Here is a 19,198-nt window from a genome sequence, read left to right on the forward strand (position 1 = left end):
CCTCCCCTATCGAACGAACCGACCCACTACAGGCCGCGAAGGAGCGGAAGTATTATTCGTTATATTATAACAATCAAGTTTTTATTTTAGCCGGAGGGTGGTTTGTTCAATTCATCGCTGACGATGCGGCCATCGACCAGTTGCACGGTACGCGGGCAGCTGGCGGCCAGACGGGGGTCATGGGTGACGACCAGAATCGAGCAGCCGAATTGCTCGTTGATCCGCCGGAACAGTTCGAACACGCTGGCGGCGGTCTTGCTGTCGAGGTTGCCGGTGGGTTCATCGGCCAGCAGCAGTGGCGGACGGGTAATCAGCGCGCGGGCAATTGCCACCCGCTGTTGCTGACCACCGGAAATCTCGGTCGGTTTCTTGTCGGCCAGGTCCTCCAACCCAACCTCACGCAACAGGCTGCGCGCCAGTTCAACGGCGTCTGCCGAAGGGCGGCCACTGCGGATGATCAACGGCATGAGCACGTTTTCCAGCACGCTGAAGGCGGAAATCAGATGGTGGAACTGAAACACAAAACCCAACGCCTGGTTGCGCAGGTGAGTGCGGGTTGTGTCATCGCTATCGCGGGTTGGCCGGCCCTGCAGGTAGAGCTCCCCGGCGCTGGGCACATCCAGCAAGCCGATGAGATTGAGCAGGGTGCTCTTGCCGGAGCCGGACGGACCGATCAGCGCCGTCAGCTCGCCGCGGCCCAGCCGCAGGTCGATATCCCGCAACACGGTGCTTTCCAGTGGCGTACCCTGGTTGAAAGTCTTGCCGATACCCTGCAGACGCAACACTTCATCAGACATAACGGATCGCCACCGCCGGATCATAACGGGCAGCACGGCGGGCCGGCACCGCTGCCGCCAACACGCCGGCCAGGGTGGCGATCAGCATTGCCACCGGCACCAGCGCCGGCTCCACTGGCACCCAGAACAACCCCGGCCCGAAGATGTTGAATATCTGCACCAGCCCCCAACCCACCGCGCCACCGATGCCGGAACCGATCAGCCCGAGTAATCCGCCCTGCAGCAGAAACACCCGCAGAATCTGCCCTCGCGGGCTGCCCATTGCGCGTAGAATGCCGATTTCCCGGGTCCGCTGCACCACGCTGACCGCCAGCACACTGGCAATACCAAAGGCCACGGAAATGCCGACGAACACGCGGATCATCTCGGTCGTCATGCTCTGGGACGTCAGCGCATTGAGCAGTTGGCCGTTGGTCTGCATCCAGCTTTCGGCCTGCAATCCGGTCAGCCGTTCGATGCGCCTGGCCAGTTCATCGGCGGCAAAGATCTCATCCACCCGGGTATCGATCACCGTCACTCCCCCCGGCAGCGCGAGCAGGGTCTGGGCCTGTTTCAGGTCGAGATACACATAGCGCGCATCCAGCTCACGCACGCCGAGTTCGAAAATGCCGGCGATATCGACCACCGCTTCCCGGCCGTCGCCGCCATCCAGTCGCAACTTGTCGCCGACATCCAGCCCGAGATCCCCGGCCAGCTCGCTGCCAATCACCGCATGGCCTGCGCCCACGCGAAATGCCCCGGCAATCAGGTCATCGCTGACCGGAATGATGCGCTCATAGCGCTCCGGGTCCATACCGATCAGCGCCACCGAGGCGCGGGCCACGCCGCTGAGCGCCAATGCCGGGCCGCTGACCACCGGCGACACCGCCGGCAACCGCGGATGTTGATCCAGCACCGCCACCACATCCTGCCAGTTGCTGATCGAGCGCAGGCGCTGGGCCCGCGGGCTTTCCAGCACCAGCGATACGGCATCATCCGGCAGCGGAGCAAGGCGGTTGAACTCATCCAGCGGCAGAATGCGGATGTGCGCCTGGGTACCCAGGGTGCGCTCGATCACGTTCTCCTGCAGCCCGGTAATCAGTGCAGTGATGAATACAATCACCGCCGAGCCCACGGTAATGCCGAACAGGATCAGCAGGGTCTGCATGCGATTATCCAGCAGAAAGCGCAGCGCGATCAGCCACTCGGTCCAGGCGCTGGCCAGCAACGGTCGCATCCTCGTTACTCCCTGTCGCCGACCAGCATCGGCTCAATACGTACCCATATCCGCTTCCCTTCCGCCGCCTGGTCCGCCAGCACGACATCACCCGCGCTCAGCCCCTCGGTAATTTCGGTCAGGCCGGTGCCGCGCAGACCAAGCTGCACCGGCACCCGCTCCACCTGCCGATCAGCGGTCCAGCGCAACACTTCGGCCTCTTGGCCCTGGCGACTGAACAGCGCATCGTTGGGCACCACCAGCGCCTGGTCGCGTCTGCCGGTACGGATATCCACCGAGACCGTCATGCCCTGGCGCAGAAAGTCCGCTGGCCGCTGCAGATCCAGGTGAATATCGATGGTGCCGCGATTGGTATCGATGGCCGGTGCGATAAAGCTGACCTCCCCTGCCAGCGCCTCAAGGGGAAACGCATCGGCGATGATTACCGCCGGCTGGCCGACAGCGACCGGGCCCAGATCCTTTTCATCCAGCGGGACGATGATTTCGCGGCTGTCGGTTCGGGCAATCTGCAGCAAGGTGCTGCCGGGTTGCACCAGATCACCCGGCTCGACGTCGCGCACCTGCACCACGCCATCCACCTGCGCGCGAATCTGCGTGCGCTCCAGCGCCGCGCGGGCTGCGGCCAGGCGTTGCTGCAATACCTGCTCATCGCTGCCACCGGAAGCAGCGGCGCTGGCGGCCAGTTGCGCGCGATCACGGGCAACCCGCGCGCTGATTTCCGCCTGGCGCGCCTGCTCGCGCTGCTCGGCGGAGATCAATTGGCGCTGGAACAGCTCATCCCGCCGCTCCCGCTCGCGGGTGACCTGGGCCAGATTATTCTGTGCCTCGCGCAGCGCCGCCTGGGCCTGGGGCCGCTGGGAACTCACCAGTTGTTGCAAAGCGGCTTCGGCTTCCCGCAACCGCGCCTGCTGCTCGTCGTCGCGCAGCTCCAGCAGCAGGTCCCCAGCCTGAACGCGATCGCCTTCGCGCACATGCCGCGCTTTCACCACACCGGTTATCTCGCTGCCCACCTGGGCCAACGATTGACTGTCCACCTCGCCACTGGCCACCACCCGTTGCACCAGCGGCCGCATTTCCAGCCGATAGCCGGATACTTCAGGCCCCTGCCAGTGGCGCCAGCCGAGCCATACGGCCAGCAGCAGAACAGGTAATACGATCAGCAACCAGCGTGACTGGGTGGGCACAACGCAGATCCTTGCCGCAGAGAAATGTGAGCAATCAATATATTACAGATCGGACTGCGCTGATATTTTGCCGCAATCCCGGCATTTGATCCCGTCCTGCACCGGGAACAGCGGAAAGTGGATACCGATGAAGACGAGAAAGGCCCAGCGCCGTCCGATCTGGTGGTATTCCGTGTTGGTGCTACCACAGTGCGGGCAGACCTTCGTCTCTTCCCCCTGCTGCTCGATCAGGTCCGGTTCACGATCTTCGGCCAGGATCGCCTGGGCGGCCTGCGCATACGGCTCCGGCACCTGCAGCCGCACGCCGCCCAGCGCATTGGAATACAACCATTGCATATTGATGGTGTGCTCATCGGCGACGAAGGCGGGAATACCTTCCGTCTCCAGCCGCGCGCGGGCGATATGGGCTTCGTAAGGGAAGCTGTAGCGGGAGACGGTTACCAGCATGGCCTTGGCTCGGCTCTATTCGGCATCAAAGGTGATGTGCACCGAGGGCGCACTGCGTCGGGCCTCCCCATGGTAAACCGCTTCGATATTGTTACCGTCAGGGTCCAGCATGAACGCTGCGTAATAGTTGGGATGATAAGGGCGTAACCCCGGCGCCCCATTGTCCCGCCCACCGTTGGCCAGTGCAGCACGGTAAACGGCGTCGACCATGGCACGGTCCTGCGCCTGGAAGGCCAGATGCTGACGGCCGGTCAACTCGCCCAGCGCCGCCTCGGAGTCGGTTGCCGACACCACCAGCTCATCGATCCAGAAAAAACCATCGCCACTGCCGCCGATGGGGATATTCAATACATCGGCAATGGCGGTGTAGAACCCCTGCGCAGCGGACAGATCCCGGACGACCAGTTGAACATGGTCGATCAGCCGTCCACGGTGCAATTCTTGCGTCTCCATATCGGTACCTCCGGTGTGCTGTGTGGATTGGATGACACCGGACCAAGAGTAGCTTTTCCACCGGCAGCCTGCCAACTGCCGACAATTCCGCACAAACCTTCCCTTCTGCCGCTGGTCACAGAGGTAACAGGCTATTGAGGGAGAGATCATGAGTCAGAAGTTCAAGATCGATGATCACGTCAGCTGGAATTCCGAGGCTGGGCGGGTCAGCGGCACCATCATCAAAGTGCATACCTCGGACACCACCTACAAAGGCCATCCACGCAGAGCGAGCGAAGACTCACCGCAGTACGAGATCAAGAGCGACAAGACCGATCACATCGCCTTGCACCGAGAAGATGCCCTGACCAGGATCAAGTGACATGGCCCAGGCAGAGACCATCTGGACTATTGGCCACTCGACCCGCTCAATCGAAGAGTTCATCGCCCTGCTCCACCACTACCGGATCGAAGCCATCGCCGATGTCCGGCGCTTCCCCGGCTCCCGCCGCCTGCCGCAGTTCGGCCAGGAGGCCCTGCGCGCCAGCCTGAACGAGGCGGGTATCGACTATCAACTGATCACCGAACTGGGTGGCCGGCGACGGGCCGCGGCCGATTCGGTCAACGTGGCCTGGCGCAATGCATCGTTCCGCGGTTACGCGGACCATACCGCCAGCCGCGAATTTGCCATCGGCCTGGAGCGACTGCAGCAGTTGGCGGTACGCCGCCGGACCAGCATGATGTGCGCGGAAGTGCTCTGGTGGCGCTGCCACCGTTCGCTGGTATCCGATGTACTGATGGTGGGCGGCACCCGGGTCATGCATATCCAGGACGAACAGCACTGCGATGAACACCCATACACTCGCCCAGCTCGCCTATATCAAGGTCGACTGACCTACGATGCCACCCGGGGCGAGCCACTCAATGCCAGGGAACGGAGCCAGGGCATTCAGCAGCAGTTGGAATTCTGATTTGCTTGCTCCTGGGCGAGTCGCGCGATGCAGATGGCCTCCATTTCTCCGGCCCAGGTTCGCATCTGCATCTCGTCCAGCCGCAACTGCATGGCATAGCGGCGGCCACCCCACACCGCCAGATGCAGGGCTTCGACCAGGCTGTCGGCGGGCTGCTGTGGCAGATCGGTACAGGCGTCGAACACCCGGCGCCACATGGCGAGAAACTCGGCGCAGGCGCGCTGCTGGTGTTTCTGCTCGGCGACCCGGGGCTCCAGCGCCAGCATATCCGGATGGAACCAGGACAGTTCATGCATACCGCTGAGCAACTGAATCAACAGGCGTATCCGCTGTTGCCAGCCCAGCTCAGCCGGTTGCACCACCTGTTGCTCCACCGCCTGGATCAGCGTCTCGATGCAGTGGCGCACATAGGCTGAGTGCAACGCTTCCTTGCTCGGGAAGTAGTCATACAGCGTGCCGATGGCCACGCCGGCTTCCAGCGCCACCGCCCGGGTGGTCAGGTTGTCCCAGCCGTCGCGCTGCCAAATCCGAACATAGGTATCGAATATCGCCTGCACGGTGAAGCGTGCGCGGGCCTGAGTGGGCCGTTTCAGCGGTTTACTGCGGCTTACCGGGGGTGTCTTGTTGCTCATGCTTATCCGAACCAGGCCAGTCGTTGGCTGGCGTACAGTTTATCTATCCACATTATGTCTACCGGAGTTCATCATGACCCAGATCCATAGCCTGCAAACAGACAAGAGCGATCTCGCGCGTACCCGCATCGTCACCCAAACCCTCGGTGAACTGCAAGCCGGGCAGGCGCTGCTGAAGATCGACCGCCTGGCGTTGACCACCAACAACATCACCTATGCCGCCTTCGGTGATACGCCGCACCTGCGTTACTGGGACTTCTTCCCTACCGATGATGCAGCCTGGGGACACATGCCCGCCTGGGGCTTTGCCGAGGTGGTCAGCACCACCGTGGAAGGTCTGGAGATTGGTGAGCGTTTTTACGGCTACTGGCCAATCGCGACGCACCTGGTGGTCGAACCGGTGCGCGTCACCGAGCGCGGCTTCTATGATGGCAGCGCCCATCGCCTGGAGCTGACCTCGGCCTACAACCAGTACCAGCGTAACCGCACCGATGCGGCCTACCGCCCGGAGAACGAAGACTATCAGATGCTGCTGCGGCCACTGTTCATCACCTCGTTCATGCTGGCCGACTACCTGGAAGACAACGGTTTCTTCGGCGCCAAACGCGTACTGGTGTCCAGCGCCTCCAGCAAGACCGCCTTTGGCACCGTGTTCTGCCTGGAGGGCAAGGACATTGAAGTGGTGGGCATCACCTCGGCCAGCAACCAGGCCTACGTGGATGGCCTCGGCTGTTATCAGCAGAGCGTCACCTACGACCAGCTGGAGTCACTGGATGCGTCGATCCCGACGCTGTATGTGGATTTTTCCGGCAATGCCGAGCTGCGCCAGCGCGTGCATGCACACTTTGAACAATCGCTGGTACATGACTGCTACGCCGGCTCGGCGCACAGCCAGGATCATATCAGCGAGCAGAAGCTGGTTCTCAAGGGCCCGCAACCGCAGAGCTACTTCGCCCCGAACCAGATTCGCAAGCGCAATGCTGACTGGGGCCCGGCAGAAGTGACCCGGCGTTTCAATGAAGCGCAGTTGAGCTTCATCAAGCGAGTCAGCGACAGCCAGTCACCCTGGCTGCGGCTGGAAACCCATCATGGCCTGGAGGCAGCACAACCGCTGATCGATACCCTGGTCAATGGCCGCATCGCACCGATTGACGGGCACGTGGTGACCCTGGACTAAGCCAGCGGAACATCCTCACCGAAGAGCGATAGCACCTGCAGGAAACTCGGCTCCGGCGGGCAGCGCAGCTCCAGCGGCGCGCCGGTAACCGGGTGCACAAAGGCCATTGCGGTGGCAGCCAGCATCAGCCGGCTGTAACCGAAACGTTCGGCGAAGTAGTGGTTGTGGCGGGTGCGCCCGTAATTGGTATCGCCAAGAATGGGATGGCTGATGTGTTGCATATGCCGGCGCAGCTGATGCTTGCGCCCGGTTTCGGGATACAGCGCCAGCAGGCTGTAACGACTGCTGGGATACCCTTCGATCTCGACTGGAATCTCGGTGGTGGCCAGACGCCGATAGCGCGTCGACGCCTCACGCAGTGGCTGCGGCTCATCCTTGCAGCGCCGATCAGTAGCGTGTTCACGCAACGGATGGTCGATCAGCCCCAGCTCCGGCGCCCAGCCGCGCACCATGGCCAGATACGTTTTGCTCACCTGGCCAGCCATCAGCGCCTTGCCCAGCACACTGGCCGTTGCCGCATCACGGGCAAACACCAGCAGACCGGAGGTTGGCCGATCCAGCCGATGCACCGGATAGACATGCTCGCCACCATTGAGGCGGCGAGCATATTGCAGCGCGAACTCCGTTTCGTGGCGATCAATCGGGCTGCGGTGCACCAGCAGTCCAGCCGGCTTGTGCACTGCCAACAACCACGAGTCGCGGTAGATTTCAGTGAGCGGATTATCGGTAGACAGACTCAATGGCAAAGGCGCTCATGACATGGCGACAGCAAGGTAGATGCACTCAGGCGGTGGCCAACTTCAACCCCAGGATACCGGCGCCGATCAATACCAGGCTGATCAGCCGCATGGGATTCGCCGGCTCATCGAACAGCAGGATACCCAGCATTACCGTACCCACCGCGCCGATGCCGACCCACACCGCATAGGCCGTACCTATCGGCAACGCCTTCATGGCTATACCCAGCAACCAGACACTGACCGCCATGGAAGCAACCGTACCCAGCGTCGGCCACAGACGGGTGAAGCCTTCGGTGTACTTCAAGCCCACGGCCCAACCAATTTCAAACAGACCAGCAACAACAAGGATGGCCCAATTCATCAGATAGATCTCCTGACTGGGGCCGTCCCCGTTTGAACAGTAGCGGTGAGGTCGTCCTCACGCTTTGAATAGCAGAGCGCTGCAAGCCGATAGCCGCCGCGCTGGGGCGATTATACACCACTGGTCACCGGCAGCTAGCAGCTGCGGACCAAGGGCCGTTTGACCGGTGCAAGTCTCACTTGAACAGTCGCTTGTCCCGCCAGCGTCCCCACCGATAGTAGGCGAAGGAAAAGCCCGCACTGAGCATGAAACTGAGACCAATACCCAGCGCCACGCCGGTTTCGCCGTAGACCGAGGTAGCCCAGTAAGCCAGCGGCACCCGCAGTATCCACAGGGAGATGATATTCAGCGCCAGCACCTGGAACATCGCCCCCGCCCCGCGCACCACGCTATTGAAGACAAAATTCAGCCCGATAAAGGGGTAGAAGAAGGCGATGGTCTTCAGATAGTGGGTGCCAAAGGCCACGCTGGCCTCGTCCTGGATGAATAGCCTGACCAGCGGCTGCGCCCAGATATACAGCACGCTGGCCAACAGCAACATGATGCTCGTGTTGTAGACGATGCCGGCCCGGGTGATCTGCGCTACCCGCGGCCAGTGCCGCGCGCCGATATTCTGCCCGGCCATTGCGGTGACCGCCGTACCCAATGCGACCGCCGGCAGCAAGATGAGGTGATCCAGCCGCTGGGCAGCACCGAAGCCTGCGACCGCATGGGCGCCGAGGCTGTTCACCAGCGACAGAATCACCGTGGTCCCAGCGTGGATCACCACCATCTGCGCGCCGGATGGGATACCCAGTCGCAGGATGGTTCGTACCTCCAGCCACTGCGGTAGCCGCAGGTGGAAACCATGGCCGGGAAATTTGCGCGCCAGATGCACCAGGCTATACAGGAAAGCGCCGCCCTGGGCCGCAATCACCGCGCTGGCCGCCCCGGCAATGCCCCACTGGAACACACCGATAAACAGGGGCGACAGCACGATAATCAACAGCGTGGCCAACAGCACGAAGTACAGCGGCGTACGGCTATCGCCGAAGGCGCGCAAGACCGTACTGATGAAGTTGTAGCCCACCAACAGCAGGGTGCCGGCGAAGGTGATCTGCAGATATAGCCGTGCTTCATCGATAATCGCCGGGGGCGTATTGAGCAGCGCCAATAGCGCATCGGCAAACACATAGCCAGCAATGCCGATCAGCGCCGACAACAGCACGAGAATAATGGCAAAGGTGCTCAGGTAAGCGTGGACCGCCTCCGTATCCCCCCGACCACGCAGCTGGGCGAAGATTGTCAGGGTCGCCTGGTTGACGCCCATGACAAAGGCAAACACCACCATCATCAGGATGGTGCCAACCGTCACCGCACCAAAGGCCGCACTGCCCAGCAGGTTACCTACCCAGAGGCCATTGATCAGCTGGATGGATACCTGCAACAGGCTGGAGACAACGATGGGCAGGGAAAACCGTCCCAGGTGTCTGGCGATGGAGCCTTCAGTGAAGTTCTTCAATGGCTGGCCACGTCAGTCGAAGTGCTCGTGGCTGTTGGCCTGCGACTGGCGCCAATAGCTCGCGGCGCGAATGCGGCCCTTGTCCAGCCCTAACCCCTCGGACAGATACTGGCGTACCGCGCGGATGTCACTGTATTCCCCCGCCGCCCATGCATACCCCTCGCCTTCCGGCAGGGTCAACTCACGCACGGCGGCTTCCAGCGCGCCCATTCCGGCCTCTGTGGGGCCCGATTCGGTTACCCAGCGCACATCGAGTGCGCACTCGCAGGCGAAGTCGATTCTGGCCTGCTCGGTTGTCGTCTTGATGATCACCACCGCCTTGGCCGTAGCTGGCAACTCTTCCAGACGACGGCCGATCGCCGGAATGGCGGTCTCGTCACCGACCAGCAGGTGCCAGTCAAAGGCCGTTGGAATGACGAAGGAGCCCCGCGGCCCGGCAATGCCTAACAGGTGGCCGGGTTCGGCATGGGTTGCCCAGTCCGTTGCGGGCCCCTGGTGATGCAGCACGAAGTCGATATCCAGCTCGTTGCTGACCGGATCGTAGCGGCGTGGCGTGTAGTCGCGCAGCTCCGGCCTGGGTACGCCCTCGGCAAACTCCAGGCCCTTGTCGCCCAGGGTGGGCATATGGGGGCTGACGCCTGCCTGCTCCGGTACCAACAGCTTCACATGGTCATCGAAGGAAGCGGAATGAAATCCGAGGAGATCCTCGCCGGTCAGGGTGATACGGCGCATGGCGGGGCTCAATTCGGTGACACGTTTGACTTCCAGCATACGTATCTTGATCGGGTGCCGTACTTTCTGTACCGCCAGCAGGTCATTGGTCATGGTGGTCCTCGCCTCGGATGAAATCAGGATTGCCTGAAACGCTCAGGATGTCTGCTGCGGCGCGCTGCAGGATCTCAGCCATGCGGCGCTGTTGGGTATGGTCGGCATCGTCGCCGGCCAACAGCGCGGTACGCAGCGCCCTGCGAGCCTGAATGAACTCCGGCAACCAGCCGGTAGCGGCGCTCGCCTGGGCCTCGCTTTCGCCGGACAGGGTCAGCCATTGCATCTTTTTCGCCGCATGGCGCAGGGTAGCGATCAACAGCGCACCCCGCTCGTGGTGCGTCTGCAGATAGTCGAGACCGGCTGGAGAAATGCGGTAGCTCTTGCGCTTGCCTTGCTGCTCCACCTCAGCCAGGCCCCGTTCCTGCAACTGGGTCAACGCTGGGTACACCACGCCGGGACTGGGGCTGTAATACCCCTGGGACAGTTCGCTCAAGCCCTTGATCAGTTGATAGCCATGAGCTGGTGCATCGCGCAGAAACCACAACAGCGTCAATTGCAGCTCATCGGCGCTGAATTTTCGCCCGCGCGTGAGTGGATTGCCACGCTGGCGTGCTTGCCGGCCGGTCTCTTTCTGCATAGCCTTCTCTCTCGACACAGAATATATCTTACGATACAAATATGAGTCGTAAGATATATCTCGAGTCAGCGTATGTCAATGTCGGTCGGCATGGCTTACACTTTCGGGCTTTTTTGTGGTGGAGAGCAAAATGATCAATGCGCGTTACGTACCCCTGGTTTCATCGATATTGATGTCGATCTATATGGTCTCGATCATGACTTTCATTATCACCTGGGCAAACACGGGCTTCACCGAAAACTTCCTGTCGCGCTGGTGGCGCGCCGCCTATATTGCCTGGCCGATCGCATTCACCCTGATCATCATTGGCGCACCCAGAATCAGCCGCTTTGCCATCAGCCTGCAGAAGAAGTGAAGCAGAGCCAGCCGGTCAGTGCGCTACCGCCTTGGAAAACACGTTCAACACCACCACCCCGGCGACAATCAGGCCCATGCCGATAATCGCGGGCGCATCCAGCTTCTGGCCGTACAGAAACCATGCCGCTGCCGTAATCAGCACGATGCCCGCACCGGACCAGATGGCGTAGGCAATGCCCACCGGAATGGTGCGTAGCGTCAACGCCAGCAGGTAGAACGCAATGCCGTAACCGACAGCCATCACGATAGTCGGCAGCGGTTTGGTGAACCCCTCACTGGCTTTCAATGCCGAGGTGGCAATCACCTCGGCGACAATCGCCACGGACAGGAATATCCAGTGTTTCATCACCCAGCGCTCTCTCGTTATCGGCCCCGGATAATAGCAGCAGATAAACGGACCCGCCCGGGCCGGATGCCCTGATCAGTCCAGTTCGAGATGCTGCGGCAAGTCATCGGTAATCTCGAACCAGGGCGCCTTGCTACCGACAAACACGTGGCGTTGCGGCTGTACGCCGGGGTCGGTATCCAGGGTGCCCAGCGGAAAGCCGTATACGTCAGGCTGGGCATCGAACCGGGTGAACAGGCCGGAGCTGCAGACCGAACAGAACGCCTTGTGCTCACCCGGCGACGACTCGTAGAACCTGATCAACTCCTGACCCTGCAGGGTTTTCCAGTCCGCTGAGCGGATCTTGGCGCTGGTCCGGAACGCCGCCGCATGCAGCTTGCGGCACATCGAACAGTGGCAGTTGTATACATTCTTCAGCTCACCCTGAATCTCATAGCGCACCCCCTGGCATAGACAGCTTCCTGATAAGGCCATGATCCACCTCCCGTTGTTGATGCATTGAGCTTAGTGCAAAAGCGGCACGCCTATTTTCACGGTGAGCTGCTGCTCGTCGACAAGTTCTGCTACCTTCGATATCTGATTGCTAACCAGAAACGAGAAAACAAATGACTGCTCTGTATGACATTCCACTGAACAAGATCGATGGCACGCCCGGCAGCCTGGCCGATTACCGCGGCAAGGTATTGCTGGTAGTCAACGTTGCCTCCAAATGCGGGCTGACGCCTCAGTACGAAGGACTCGAAGCGCTGTATCAGGCCAAGCGCGAGCAGGGTCTGGAGGTGCTCGGCTTTCCAGCCAACAATTTCAAGGGGCAGGAACCCGGCACGGAAGAAGAGATCCGCGACTTCTGCTCCACCACCTATGATGTGCACTTTCCGCTGTTTTCGAAGATCTCGGTGCTGGGTGATGACCAGCATCCCCTGTACACCCAGTTGACCGCTCAGCAGCCGCAGGCGATCGGTGATGGTCCGTTCCGTGAGCGCCTGAAGGGCTTCGGCGTCAACCCGGAAAACCCCGCGGACGTGTTGTGGAATTTCGAGAAATTCCTGATCAACCGTAACGGTGAAGTCGTTGCACGCTTCGCACCGGATACGGCGGCGGACGATCCGCGGCTGGTCACTGCGATCGAGCAGGAGCTGGCCAAAGGCGCCTGAGCCGACCGACTACCGCGGGTGGTGATCTGCCGCCGCCCGCGGATCAGCCCTTACTGGGGTGCATCCAACCACTTGTACATGACCAGCGCGTCCACATAGCCCAGGGACGGGTGGTTGAACGCCTTGGGTAAACGCCCCACGGTAGCGAAACCAAGCTTGTTCCACAGCCGCACCGCGCCCCCGTTGCTGGAGGCGACGAAATTGAATTGCATGGCCTGATAGCCGAGCTGGACGGCAACTTCCTGGGAATGCTCGCACATGGCCGAAGCCAAGCCGCGCCCCCGCGCTGCCGAGGACACCATGTACCCGCAATTGCAGACATGATCGCCGGGGCCCGCCTGATTGGTCTTGATGTAATAGGTGCCCAGAATCTGCCCGTCTTCTTCGCAGACGAAGGTCTTTCGCGGGTAATCCATCCACAGCGCGAACGCCTGCTCCCGAGTGGTATCACGCGGATATGCATAGGTATCGCCAGCCGCAGCGACCTCGTGGAAAATCGGCCAGATGCTATCGAAGTCATCCTTCGTGGCTTCTCTGATATTCATAACGCTGAGTTGCTCCTGCGCACTGATAAGGCCTGCTTTTTACTACTTACCGCCGGCCAGGTCCATAAACGAGCCCGTCACATAGGACGCCTCGTCAGACAACAGCCAGGCAATGGCATTGGCCACCTCTTCCGGCTCCCCTCCTCGCTGCAGGGGAATCTGGGGCGCCAGCCGCTCAACACGCTCCGGCTCGCCGCCATCGGCATGCATGTCGGTATGAATGAATCCCGGCCTCACCCCATTTACCCGGATACCTCGTGCAGCCAGCTCCAGTGACAAGCCCTTGGTCAGCGTGTCGACAGCACCTTTGGAGGCGGCATAATCCACATACTCAAAGGGTGAGCCGGTTCTTGCTGCCACCGATGAGACATTGACGATAGCGCCCGGATATTTCGCCCTTTGCACGAATTCCCGCGAGCACAGAAAGCAACTGGTCACGTTGGTCGTCAGCACCTTGTTAAAACGCTCGACGCTCATCTCGGCCAGCGGTGATTGGCAGAACAACACGCCGGCGTTATTCACCAGATGCGTTACTGGGCCGAAACGCTGCTCCGCAGCATCGAATAGCGCACGCACCTCGCTCTCGACCGAGACATCAGCCTGACAGGCAAAGGCCCGACCGCCCGTTGCGCTGATGGCCGCCACCACGGCCTCCGCGCTTGCATTGTCGGAACGGTAATTGACGCATACCGCATACCCTCGGGACGCCAACAATCTCGCGGTAGCAGCGCCGATGCCCCGCCCCGCACCCGTCACGATCACAACGTTATCCATGGTTCCTTCACCTGAATCGGAGTCTTCCTGTTGTTGTGGCTGCTTTGCCCAAGCTGGTCAAGCAAAACGGCCAGATTTCTCCAGCACCTACTGATAATGGATACAGATCGGCTACCATGGTCTTCCCTTGCAAGCCGACGGTATATCGCCTCTATGTCCTACCCCATCGAACAGAAACTGGTGATCGCCGTCGCATCCAGCGCGTTGTTCGATCTATCCGAATCCGATCAGGTATTTCGCGAGCAAGGGGAAAAAGCCTACCGGGCGTACCAGCAAGAGCATTTGCATATTCCGCTGGGCAAAGGCGTGGCCTTTCCCTTTGTGCGGCGCTTTCTGAGTATCAATCAGAAATTCCCGGAGCAATGCCCGGTTGAGGTGGTACTGCTGTCCCGCAACTCGGCCATTACTGGCAAGCGGGTATTCAACTCCATCGTGCACCATGGGCTGAACATCACCCGCGCCGCCTTCCTGGAAGGCAAGTCGCCCTATGCCTATATCCCGGCCTTCAATGCCTCGTTGTTTCTCAGCGCCAACGAAGCGGATGTCCAGGAAGCCATCGATTATGACCACCCGGCCGGCACTGTCCTGCCCAGCCATGTGGTGGATGATGTAGACGATGTGGAGTTGCGTATCGCCTTCGACTTCGATGGCGTGATTGCCGATGATGCGTCGGAGCGGGTATTCAAGACGGGTTCACTGGCGGATTTCCAGGCCCATGAGACCTCCTACTCGCACATTCCCCACACTCCAGGGCCCTTGGCGGATCTGTTTCGCAAACTGTCGCACCTGCAGCGCCTGGAAGATCAGGCCGTGGAAGCGGCCCCTGACTACAAGCGCGTCCTGCGCACCGCCATCGTCACCGCTCGCAATGCGCCTTCCCACGAACGCGTGATTACCACGCTGGAACATTGGGGCGTGAATGCGAACGAGGTGTTCTTTCTGGGCGGCATGAGAAAGGACCGGATACTCAGCGTGCTCAAGCCCCACATGTTCTTCGATGACCAGCGCTCACATCTGGAATCGGAAGCGGGGGATATCCCAATGGTGCATATTCCCTTTGGAGTGGCGAATCTGGGGTGATTCGCCCTATGCCACTGATACCGGTGGCACCGCGGTCAGCCGATCCGCGTGGGATTAACTGGCTCCGGATCTTGAGATTGCCACCCAACTTCTGACCCTCGACCTTCCCCTGTTCCTGCCCCTGGCGACTGCCGCCATCGGCCGGGCAGCCCCACTGATACCGCTGGTCGGCTTTGACCGACGCCTACCTCAAATGGACGAGGCCGGGTCTGGACCGGGCGCCTAAGCTCCGAAGCAATGGAGAAATCCGGCATGGTGCCAAATAACACCCGACAATAAAGGGGCCAACCATGAAAATGAAAAGATGGCCGTTCTGGCCAGTATTTGCCATGGTCTCGCTGATCACCCTGGTGGCGGCGGTAGAGGTCAATAGCGCTACCGGCAATCACCTCGCAAAGTGTTCCTCGAACTCGGTGATGTGCGGCCCACCGACAGTGACCATCAACCGGCTGTTCATTCCCTGAACAGCCGGTTGATGGTCAGTCGAAGACGTCGTAGAGAATATCGGCAATTACCCCAGTGGCGATGGACACCAGGATCAGATCCGTTCCGGCCGTCTGCCACTCATACCCCGAATACCGTGGCAGGCGCTCAAGAAATGCACCGGATCGCACCTTCTTGGCGATTCCCGGTGGCAGCGGCTTACCCCGCATGAGGTTCTTGCGGATACCCGGAGGTAGCGAGGAGTAGCCATCGAAGCCGGCGCTGTGTGCATATTGCCTGGCGAGCGCCGCGGTAATGCCAGCGTCGATCAAATCGCCAATGATTTCCCTGTCCCTGTCCCTGTTCCTGTCCCGATAATGCCCCTGGCGGTCTCGGCGATCATCGAAGTAACCGGAATAGCGCCCACGGTCATCGTGATACTTGCGGCTTTCGCGGGATGAGTGGCGGTCAGAATTGCCCCGATTGCCCTGATTGCCTCGCCCCTGCCCTTGGTTGCCTTTACCCGCCTGTCCGGCGTGCTCGCCCCGGTTATGCCCAGGGCCTTTTCCTTCAGGCGGCCCAGCATAAGCCGTAGCCCCCAGCAAACCGGCCGCCAGGAATGCGGCTATCGCGATACGGCTTTTCATTTCAGATCCTCATTCCAGCTGGTTATAACACTGCAAGCACCATTCGGATTATCAGACCTGCCAACCAGCGCTTCGTTCCAGCCCTCCTCGTCGCGCTTTGTGACCGACAACAACAACATACTTCGGTTTGTCCCTCACCTCGGTCCCGCTGCTGTGGGCAAACCGGCTGTTACTGATCGGGTGCATCGCTGGCAATGTGCATGGGAATAATGCCGCCATAGGACTGGTGATCGCGATGGGACAGATCATGCTGGCCGGACTGATGGTTGGGTTGGGACTCGCCTGGTCGATGGCACGCAAAGCCCTGCGAGCCTCAAGCTGATGTCTGTGGCCGCCCCTGCTGAATCACCACCGATGTAGCCCCCATGGCGCGCAACCGATCACGAACCCACTGGGCGTCGCTGCTCTCCAGCCAACTGGGGTGGGCAGTGATGCGAAATTGATGGTCTACCCCGCTGGCCAGTACCAGTTCGACACTACGCCAGGCCGCTTCGCCGCTATCGCGGGTCCGTGTAATCAGGTCGTACCCCGCCTGTTTCGCCTTCACATCCAGACCTATCCAGTCGAGCAGCGGCAGCAGCTTCTCCAGCTTGCGCGGATAGCTGCCGGCGCTATGCAATCCGACCTTGAAACCCATTGCCCGCACCTGCTTGATGGCCTGCGGCAGCGCTGGCTGCGAGGTCGGCTCGCCACCGGAAAACACCACCGCATCCAGCAGCCCACGGCGGCTGTCGAGAAACTCGACTATCTGGCTCCAGGGTATTTCAACATCACCCCGCGCCGGCAGCAGCTCGGGGTTATGACAATAGACACAGCGCCACGGACAGCCCTGGGTGAATACCACTGCAGCCAACTCACCGGGATAGTCGATGCTGGTGAGGGGCACCAGGCCCCCCACCCGCAGTGACTCAGCAGCCACCGGCGGCGGCATCCTGTGGATGGAAGAACTGCCGCTCCTGGTGTTCGGACTGCTTGCCGAGGTTCCAGGAGGATACCGGGCGGTGGTATCCCATGACCCGAGTCCAGACTTCACAACGTACGCGTTCGTGGTTTTGCAATGTGGTAATGGCTTGCTGGTTCATGCTGTTGCTCCTTGGGTTGCTTGCTTTTTCAGCAGGATGTCCTCATCGCAGCGTGGGCAGAACTCATGCTCACCGCTCAGGTAACCGTGATGCGGACAGATGGAAAAGGTCGGGGTTATGGTCAGGTACGGCAGCCGATAGTTGGCCAGCGCCCGTTGCACCAGCCGGCGGCAAGCGTCGGCGCTGGCCAATGGTTCGGCCATGTACAGGTGCAGCACCGTGCCGCCGGTATATTTCTGCTGCAACGGCTCCTGGCGCTGCAGTGCCTCGAATGGATCACTGGTGAAACCAACCGGTAATTGTGACGAGTTGGTGTAATAGGGTTGGTCAGCCGAGCCGGCTTGCAGGATTTCCGGAAACCGTTTGCGATCCTCCTTGGCAAAGCGGTAGGTGGTGCCCTCGGCCGGCGTGGCCTCCAGGTTGTACATATGCCCCGTCTGCTCCTGGAATTCGGTCATCCGCCGACGCACATGGTCCAGCAAGCGGATGGCCATGGCATGCCCCTCAGGATGGGTAATATCCTGAGCATCGTCGGTGAAATTACGGATCATCTCGTTGATGCCGTTGACGCCCAAGGTGGAGAAATGATTGCGCAGGGTGCCCAGATAGCGCTTGGTATAAGGAAACAGCCCCGCATCCATATGCTGCTGGATCACCTGGCGCTTGATCTCCAGGCTGTCACGCCCCAGCTCCAGCAGCCTGTCCAGTGCTAGCAGAAGCCCCGCCTCGTCACCCCGGTGCAGATAGCCCAAACGGGCACAGTTGACTGTCACCACGCCCAGCGATCCGGTCTGTTCAGCCGAGCCGAACAGGCCGTTGCCTCGCTTGAGCAACTCGCGCAGATCCAGCTGCAGGCGACAGCACATGGAGCGCACCATATTCGGTTGCAGCTCCGAGTTGAGGAAGTTCTGGAAGTAAGGCAGACCATACCTGGCGGTCATGGCGAACAGCCGCTCGGCGTTCTCGCTGTGCCAGGGAAAGTCATGGGTAATGTTGTAGGTCGGGATCGGGAAGGTGAACACCCGACCTTTCGCATCGCCCTGGCTCATCACCTCGATATAGGCACGGTTGATCAGGTCCATTTCCGCCTGCAGCTCGCCGTAGCGGAACGGCATTTCCTCTCCACCGATCACCGGCACTTGCTCGCGCAGGTCCTCAGGGCAGACCCAGTCGAACGTCAGGTTGGTGAAGGGCGTCTGGGTGCCCCAGCGTGACGGCACATTCAGGTTGTAGATAAGCTCCTGCATGTACTGGCGGACCTGCTCATAACTGAGTCGATCCTTGCGCACAAATGGCGCCATATAGGTATCGAAGGAGCTGAAGGCCTGGGCTCCGGCCCATTCGTTCTGCAAGGTGCCGAGGAAGTTGACGATCTGCCCCACTGCACTGGACATGTGTTTTGGCGGCGCCGATTCGATCTGCCCCGGTATCCCATTGAGTCCTTCGTTAAGCAAGGTGCGCAGCGACCAGCCGGCGCAATAGCCGCTGAGCATATCCAGGTCATGGATATGAATATCGCCTTCGCGGTGGGCGTGGCCGATCGCCGCCGGGTATACATGGCTGAGCCAGTAGTTGGCGATGATCTTGCCGGCACTATTGAGGATCAATCCACCCAGTGAATAGCCCTGGTTGGCATTGGCGTTGACCCGCCAATCCTGGCGATTCAGGTATTCGTCGATGGTGCTTGAAACGTCAAGAAAGGTCTTCATAAACCACCACATATTGTGCATACAAGAGTGAATCGCACTATATATGCACAAATACGGGGATGACTTTGATATTGATCAATTCTACCGGCAGGGTAAGCCGGCCTCATCTCAGAACCGGGCGGACAGCATCAGCGAGTCAATTGGTGTTCAGTTACCGAAACTTGCGTGCGTAAGCATCCCGTACATTGGCGGATATAAAGCCGCTGAGCCCTCTACCC

General features: G+C 60.5%; 25 protein-coding genes and 1 pseudogene. 7 read left to right on the forward strand and 19 right to left on the reverse strand.

Features of this window, described 5'->3' with window-relative positions:
• Positions 1-86: 86 nt before the first annotated feature.
• The 5 genes from DHB74_RS12665 to DHB74_RS12685 are packed head-to-tail and all read right to left on the reverse strand — an operon-like array spanning position 87 to position 4,097.
• Positions 87-797, reverse strand: a complete 711-nt coding sequence (locus tag DHB74_RS12665; protein ID WP_036991025.1) for an ABC transporter ATP-binding protein — start codon at positions 795-797, stop codon at positions 87-89.
• The gene (locus tag DHB74_RS12670) at positions 790-2,013 is read right to left on the reverse strand and encodes an ABC transporter permease (protein WP_036991026.1); all 1,224 of its coding nucleotides are present in this window, start codon (positions 2,011-2,013) and stop codon (positions 790-792) included. The genes DHB74_RS12665 and DHB74_RS12670 overlap by 8 nt, the downstream gene beginning before the upstream one ends.
• Before the next feature lie 5 nt (positions 2,014-2,018).
• Positions 2,019-3,197: an efflux RND transporter periplasmic adaptor subunit gene (locus DHB74_RS12675; protein WP_036991028.1), complete on the reverse strand. Its 1,179-nt coding sequence runs from the start codon at positions 3,195-3,197 to the stop codon at positions 2,019-2,021.
• A gap of 42 nt (positions 3,198-3,239) precedes the next feature.
• Positions 3,240-3,644 carry a putative signal transducing protein gene (locus DHB74_RS12680; RefSeq protein ID WP_036991031.1) on the reverse strand — a complete coding sequence of 135 codons (405 nt, stop codon included), beginning with the start codon at positions 3,642-3,644 and terminating at the stop codon, positions 3,240-3,242.
• 15 nt (positions 3,645-3,659) lie between these two features.
• Entirely contained in the window at positions 3,660-4,097 is a 438-nt protein-coding gene (locus tag DHB74_RS12685; protein ID WP_074781062.1) for a VOC family protein, read from the reverse strand.
• Positions 4,098-4,245: 148 nt separating this feature from the next.
• Between DHB74_RS12685 and DHB74_RS12690 the strand changes: the two genes are divergently transcribed.
• Entirely contained in the window at positions 4,246-4,458 is a 213-nt protein-coding gene (locus DHB74_RS12690) for a hypervirulence associated TUDOR domain-containing protein (RefSeq protein WP_499161620.1), read from the forward strand.
• A gap of 1 nt (position 4,459) precedes the next feature.
• Entirely contained in the window at positions 4,460-5,047 is a 588-nt protein-coding gene (locus tag DHB74_RS12695) for a DUF488 domain-containing protein (RefSeq protein ID WP_499161621.1), read from the forward strand.
• On the opposite strand, the gene DHB74_RS12700 is transcribed toward DHB74_RS12695, so the two are convergent.
• Complete coding sequence (locus DHB74_RS12700; protein ID WP_036991036.1) at positions 5,026-5,679, reverse strand: TetR/AcrR family transcriptional regulator; 654 nt, start codon at positions 5,677-5,679, stop codon at positions 5,026-5,028. The two genes, DHB74_RS12695 and DHB74_RS12700, sit on opposite strands and share 22 nt — an antisense overlap.
• Before the next feature lie 73 nt (positions 5,680-5,752).
• Between DHB74_RS12700 and DHB74_RS12705 the strand changes: the two genes are divergently transcribed.
• Positions 5,753-6,856 (forward strand): DUF2855 family protein, encoded by a 1,104-nt coding sequence (locus DHB74_RS12705; protein WP_036991037.1) that lies wholly within the window; start codon positions 5,753-5,755, stop codon positions 6,854-6,856.
• Here DHB74_RS12705 and DHB74_RS12710 read toward each other — a convergent pair.
• From DHB74_RS12710 to DHB74_RS12730, 5 genes are all read right to left on the reverse strand, one after another.
• Positions 6,853-7,596 (reverse strand): pseudouridine synthase, encoded by a 744-nt coding sequence (locus DHB74_RS12710; RefSeq protein ID WP_499161622.1) that lies wholly within the window; start codon positions 7,594-7,596, stop codon positions 6,853-6,855. The genes DHB74_RS12705 and DHB74_RS12710 overlap by 4 nt on opposite strands.
• 43 nt (positions 7,597-7,639) lie before the next feature.
• Entirely contained in the window at positions 7,640-7,957 is a 318-nt protein-coding gene (gene sugE, locus DHB74_RS12715; RefSeq protein WP_499161623.1) for a quaternary ammonium compound efflux SMR transporter SugE, read from the reverse strand.
• A 175-nt stretch (positions 7,958-8,132) separates the two neighbouring features.
• The gene (locus tag DHB74_RS12720; protein WP_280165256.1) at positions 8,133-9,458 is read right to left on the reverse strand and encodes an MATE family efflux transporter; all 1,326 of its coding nucleotides are present in this window, start codon (positions 9,456-9,458) and stop codon (positions 8,133-8,135) included.
• A gap of 12 nt (positions 9,459-9,470) precedes the next feature.
• Positions 9,471-10,283, reverse strand: coding sequence for a siderophore-interacting protein (locus tag DHB74_RS12725; protein ID WP_499161624.1), 813 nt, complete (start codon positions 10,281-10,283; stop codon positions 9,471-9,473).
• The gene (locus DHB74_RS12730) at positions 10,273-10,863 is read right to left on the reverse strand and encodes a PadR family transcriptional regulator (RefSeq protein WP_499161625.1); all 591 of its coding nucleotides are present in this window, start codon (positions 10,861-10,863) and stop codon (positions 10,273-10,275) included. Before DHB74_RS12730 ends, DHB74_RS12725 begins: the two co-directional genes overlap by 11 nt.
• 130 nt (positions 10,864-10,993) lie before the next feature.
• Here DHB74_RS12730 and DHB74_RS12735 point away from each other — a divergent pair, with 130 nt between their 5' ends.
• Positions 10,994-11,218, forward strand: a complete 225-nt coding sequence (locus DHB74_RS12735; RefSeq protein WP_499161626.1) for a DUF2798 domain-containing protein — start codon at positions 10,994-10,996, stop codon at positions 11,216-11,218.
• Positions 11,219-11,233: 15 nt separating this feature from the next.
• Here DHB74_RS12735 and DHB74_RS12740 read toward each other — a convergent pair whose 3' ends face one another.
• Together DHB74_RS12740 and DHB74_RS12745 are read right to left on the reverse strand one after the other, a co-directional pair.
• Positions 11,234-11,566, reverse strand: coding sequence for a DMT family transporter (locus DHB74_RS12740; protein WP_036991265.1), 333 nt, complete (start codon positions 11,564-11,566; stop codon positions 11,234-11,236).
• A gap of 75 nt (positions 11,567-11,641) precedes the next feature.
• Complete coding sequence (locus DHB74_RS12745; RefSeq protein ID WP_499161627.1) at positions 11,642-12,040, reverse strand: GFA family protein; 399 nt, start codon at positions 12,038-12,040, stop codon at positions 11,642-11,644.
• Positions 12,041-12,171: 131 nt separating this feature from the next.
• Here DHB74_RS12745 and DHB74_RS12750 point away from each other — a divergent pair, with 131 nt between their 5' ends.
• Positions 12,172-12,720, forward strand: coding sequence for a glutathione peroxidase (locus DHB74_RS12750; protein ID WP_499161628.1), 549 nt, complete (start codon positions 12,172-12,174; stop codon positions 12,718-12,720).
• A gap of 50 nt (positions 12,721-12,770) precedes the next feature.
• On the opposite strand, the gene DHB74_RS12755 is transcribed toward DHB74_RS12750, so the two are convergent.
• Positions 12,771-13,265: a GNAT family N-acetyltransferase gene (locus DHB74_RS12755; RefSeq protein ID WP_499161629.1), complete on the reverse strand. Its 495-nt coding sequence runs from the start codon at positions 13,263-13,265 to the stop codon at positions 12,771-12,773.
• A gap of 42 nt (positions 13,266-13,307) precedes the next feature.
• Positions 13,308-14,039 (reverse strand): glucose 1-dehydrogenase, encoded by a 732-nt coding sequence (locus DHB74_RS12760; RefSeq protein ID WP_499161630.1) that lies wholly within the window; start codon positions 14,037-14,039, stop codon positions 13,308-13,310.
• Positions 14,040-14,192: 153 nt separating this feature from the next.
• Between DHB74_RS12760 and DHB74_RS12765 the strand changes: the two genes are divergently transcribed.
• Both DHB74_RS12765 and DHB74_RS12770 read left to right on the forward strand, forming a co-directional pair.
• The gene (locus DHB74_RS12765) at positions 14,193-15,119 is read left to right on the forward strand and encodes a 5'-nucleotidase (protein WP_499161631.1); all 927 of its coding nucleotides are present in this window, start codon (positions 14,193-14,195) and stop codon (positions 15,117-15,119) included.
• 290 nt (positions 15,120-15,409) lie between these two features.
• Positions 15,410-15,583 (forward strand): hypothetical protein, encoded by a 174-nt coding sequence (locus DHB74_RS12770; RefSeq protein ID WP_499161632.1) that lies wholly within the window; start codon positions 15,410-15,412, stop codon positions 15,581-15,583.
• A 15-nt stretch (positions 15,584-15,598) separates the two neighbouring features.
• Here DHB74_RS12770 and DHB74_RS12775 read toward each other — a convergent pair whose 3' ends face one another.
• From DHB74_RS12775 to DHB74_RS12790, 4 genes and pseudogenes are all read right to left on the reverse strand, one after another.
• Positions 15,599-16,189: an anti-virulence regulator CigR family protein gene (locus DHB74_RS12775; protein WP_499161633.1), complete on the reverse strand. Its 591-nt coding sequence runs from the start codon at positions 16,187-16,189 to the stop codon at positions 15,599-15,601.
• Between the two features lie 313 nt (positions 16,190-16,502).
• Positions 16,503-17,108 (reverse strand): anaerobic ribonucleoside-triphosphate reductase activating protein, encoded by a 606-nt coding sequence (locus tag DHB74_RS12780; RefSeq protein WP_499161634.1) that lies wholly within the window; start codon positions 17,106-17,108, stop codon positions 16,503-16,505.
• Positions 17,098-17,271 carry an anaerobic ribonucleoside-triphosphate reductase gene (gene nrdD, locus DHB74_RS12785; protein ID WP_074781088.1) on the reverse strand — a complete coding sequence of 58 codons (174 nt, stop codon included), beginning with the start codon at positions 17,269-17,271 and terminating at the stop codon, positions 17,098-17,100. Before nrdD ends, DHB74_RS12780 begins: the two co-directional genes overlap by 11 nt.
• Positions 17,268-18,977 (reverse strand): annotated as a pseudogene (locus tag DHB74_RS12790) (ribonucleoside triphosphate reductase); the annotation flags it as partial. The gene nrdD and the pseudogene DHB74_RS12790, both read right to left, overlap by 4 nt.
• Between the last annotated feature and the right edge of the window lie 221 nt (positions 18,978-19,198).

The organism is Pseudomonas sp. G11-1 (genome assembly GCF_024031555.1).
Classification (GTDB): Bacteria; Pseudomonadota; Gammaproteobacteria; order Pseudomonadales; family Pseudomonadaceae; genus Halopseudomonas; species Halopseudomonas bauzanensis.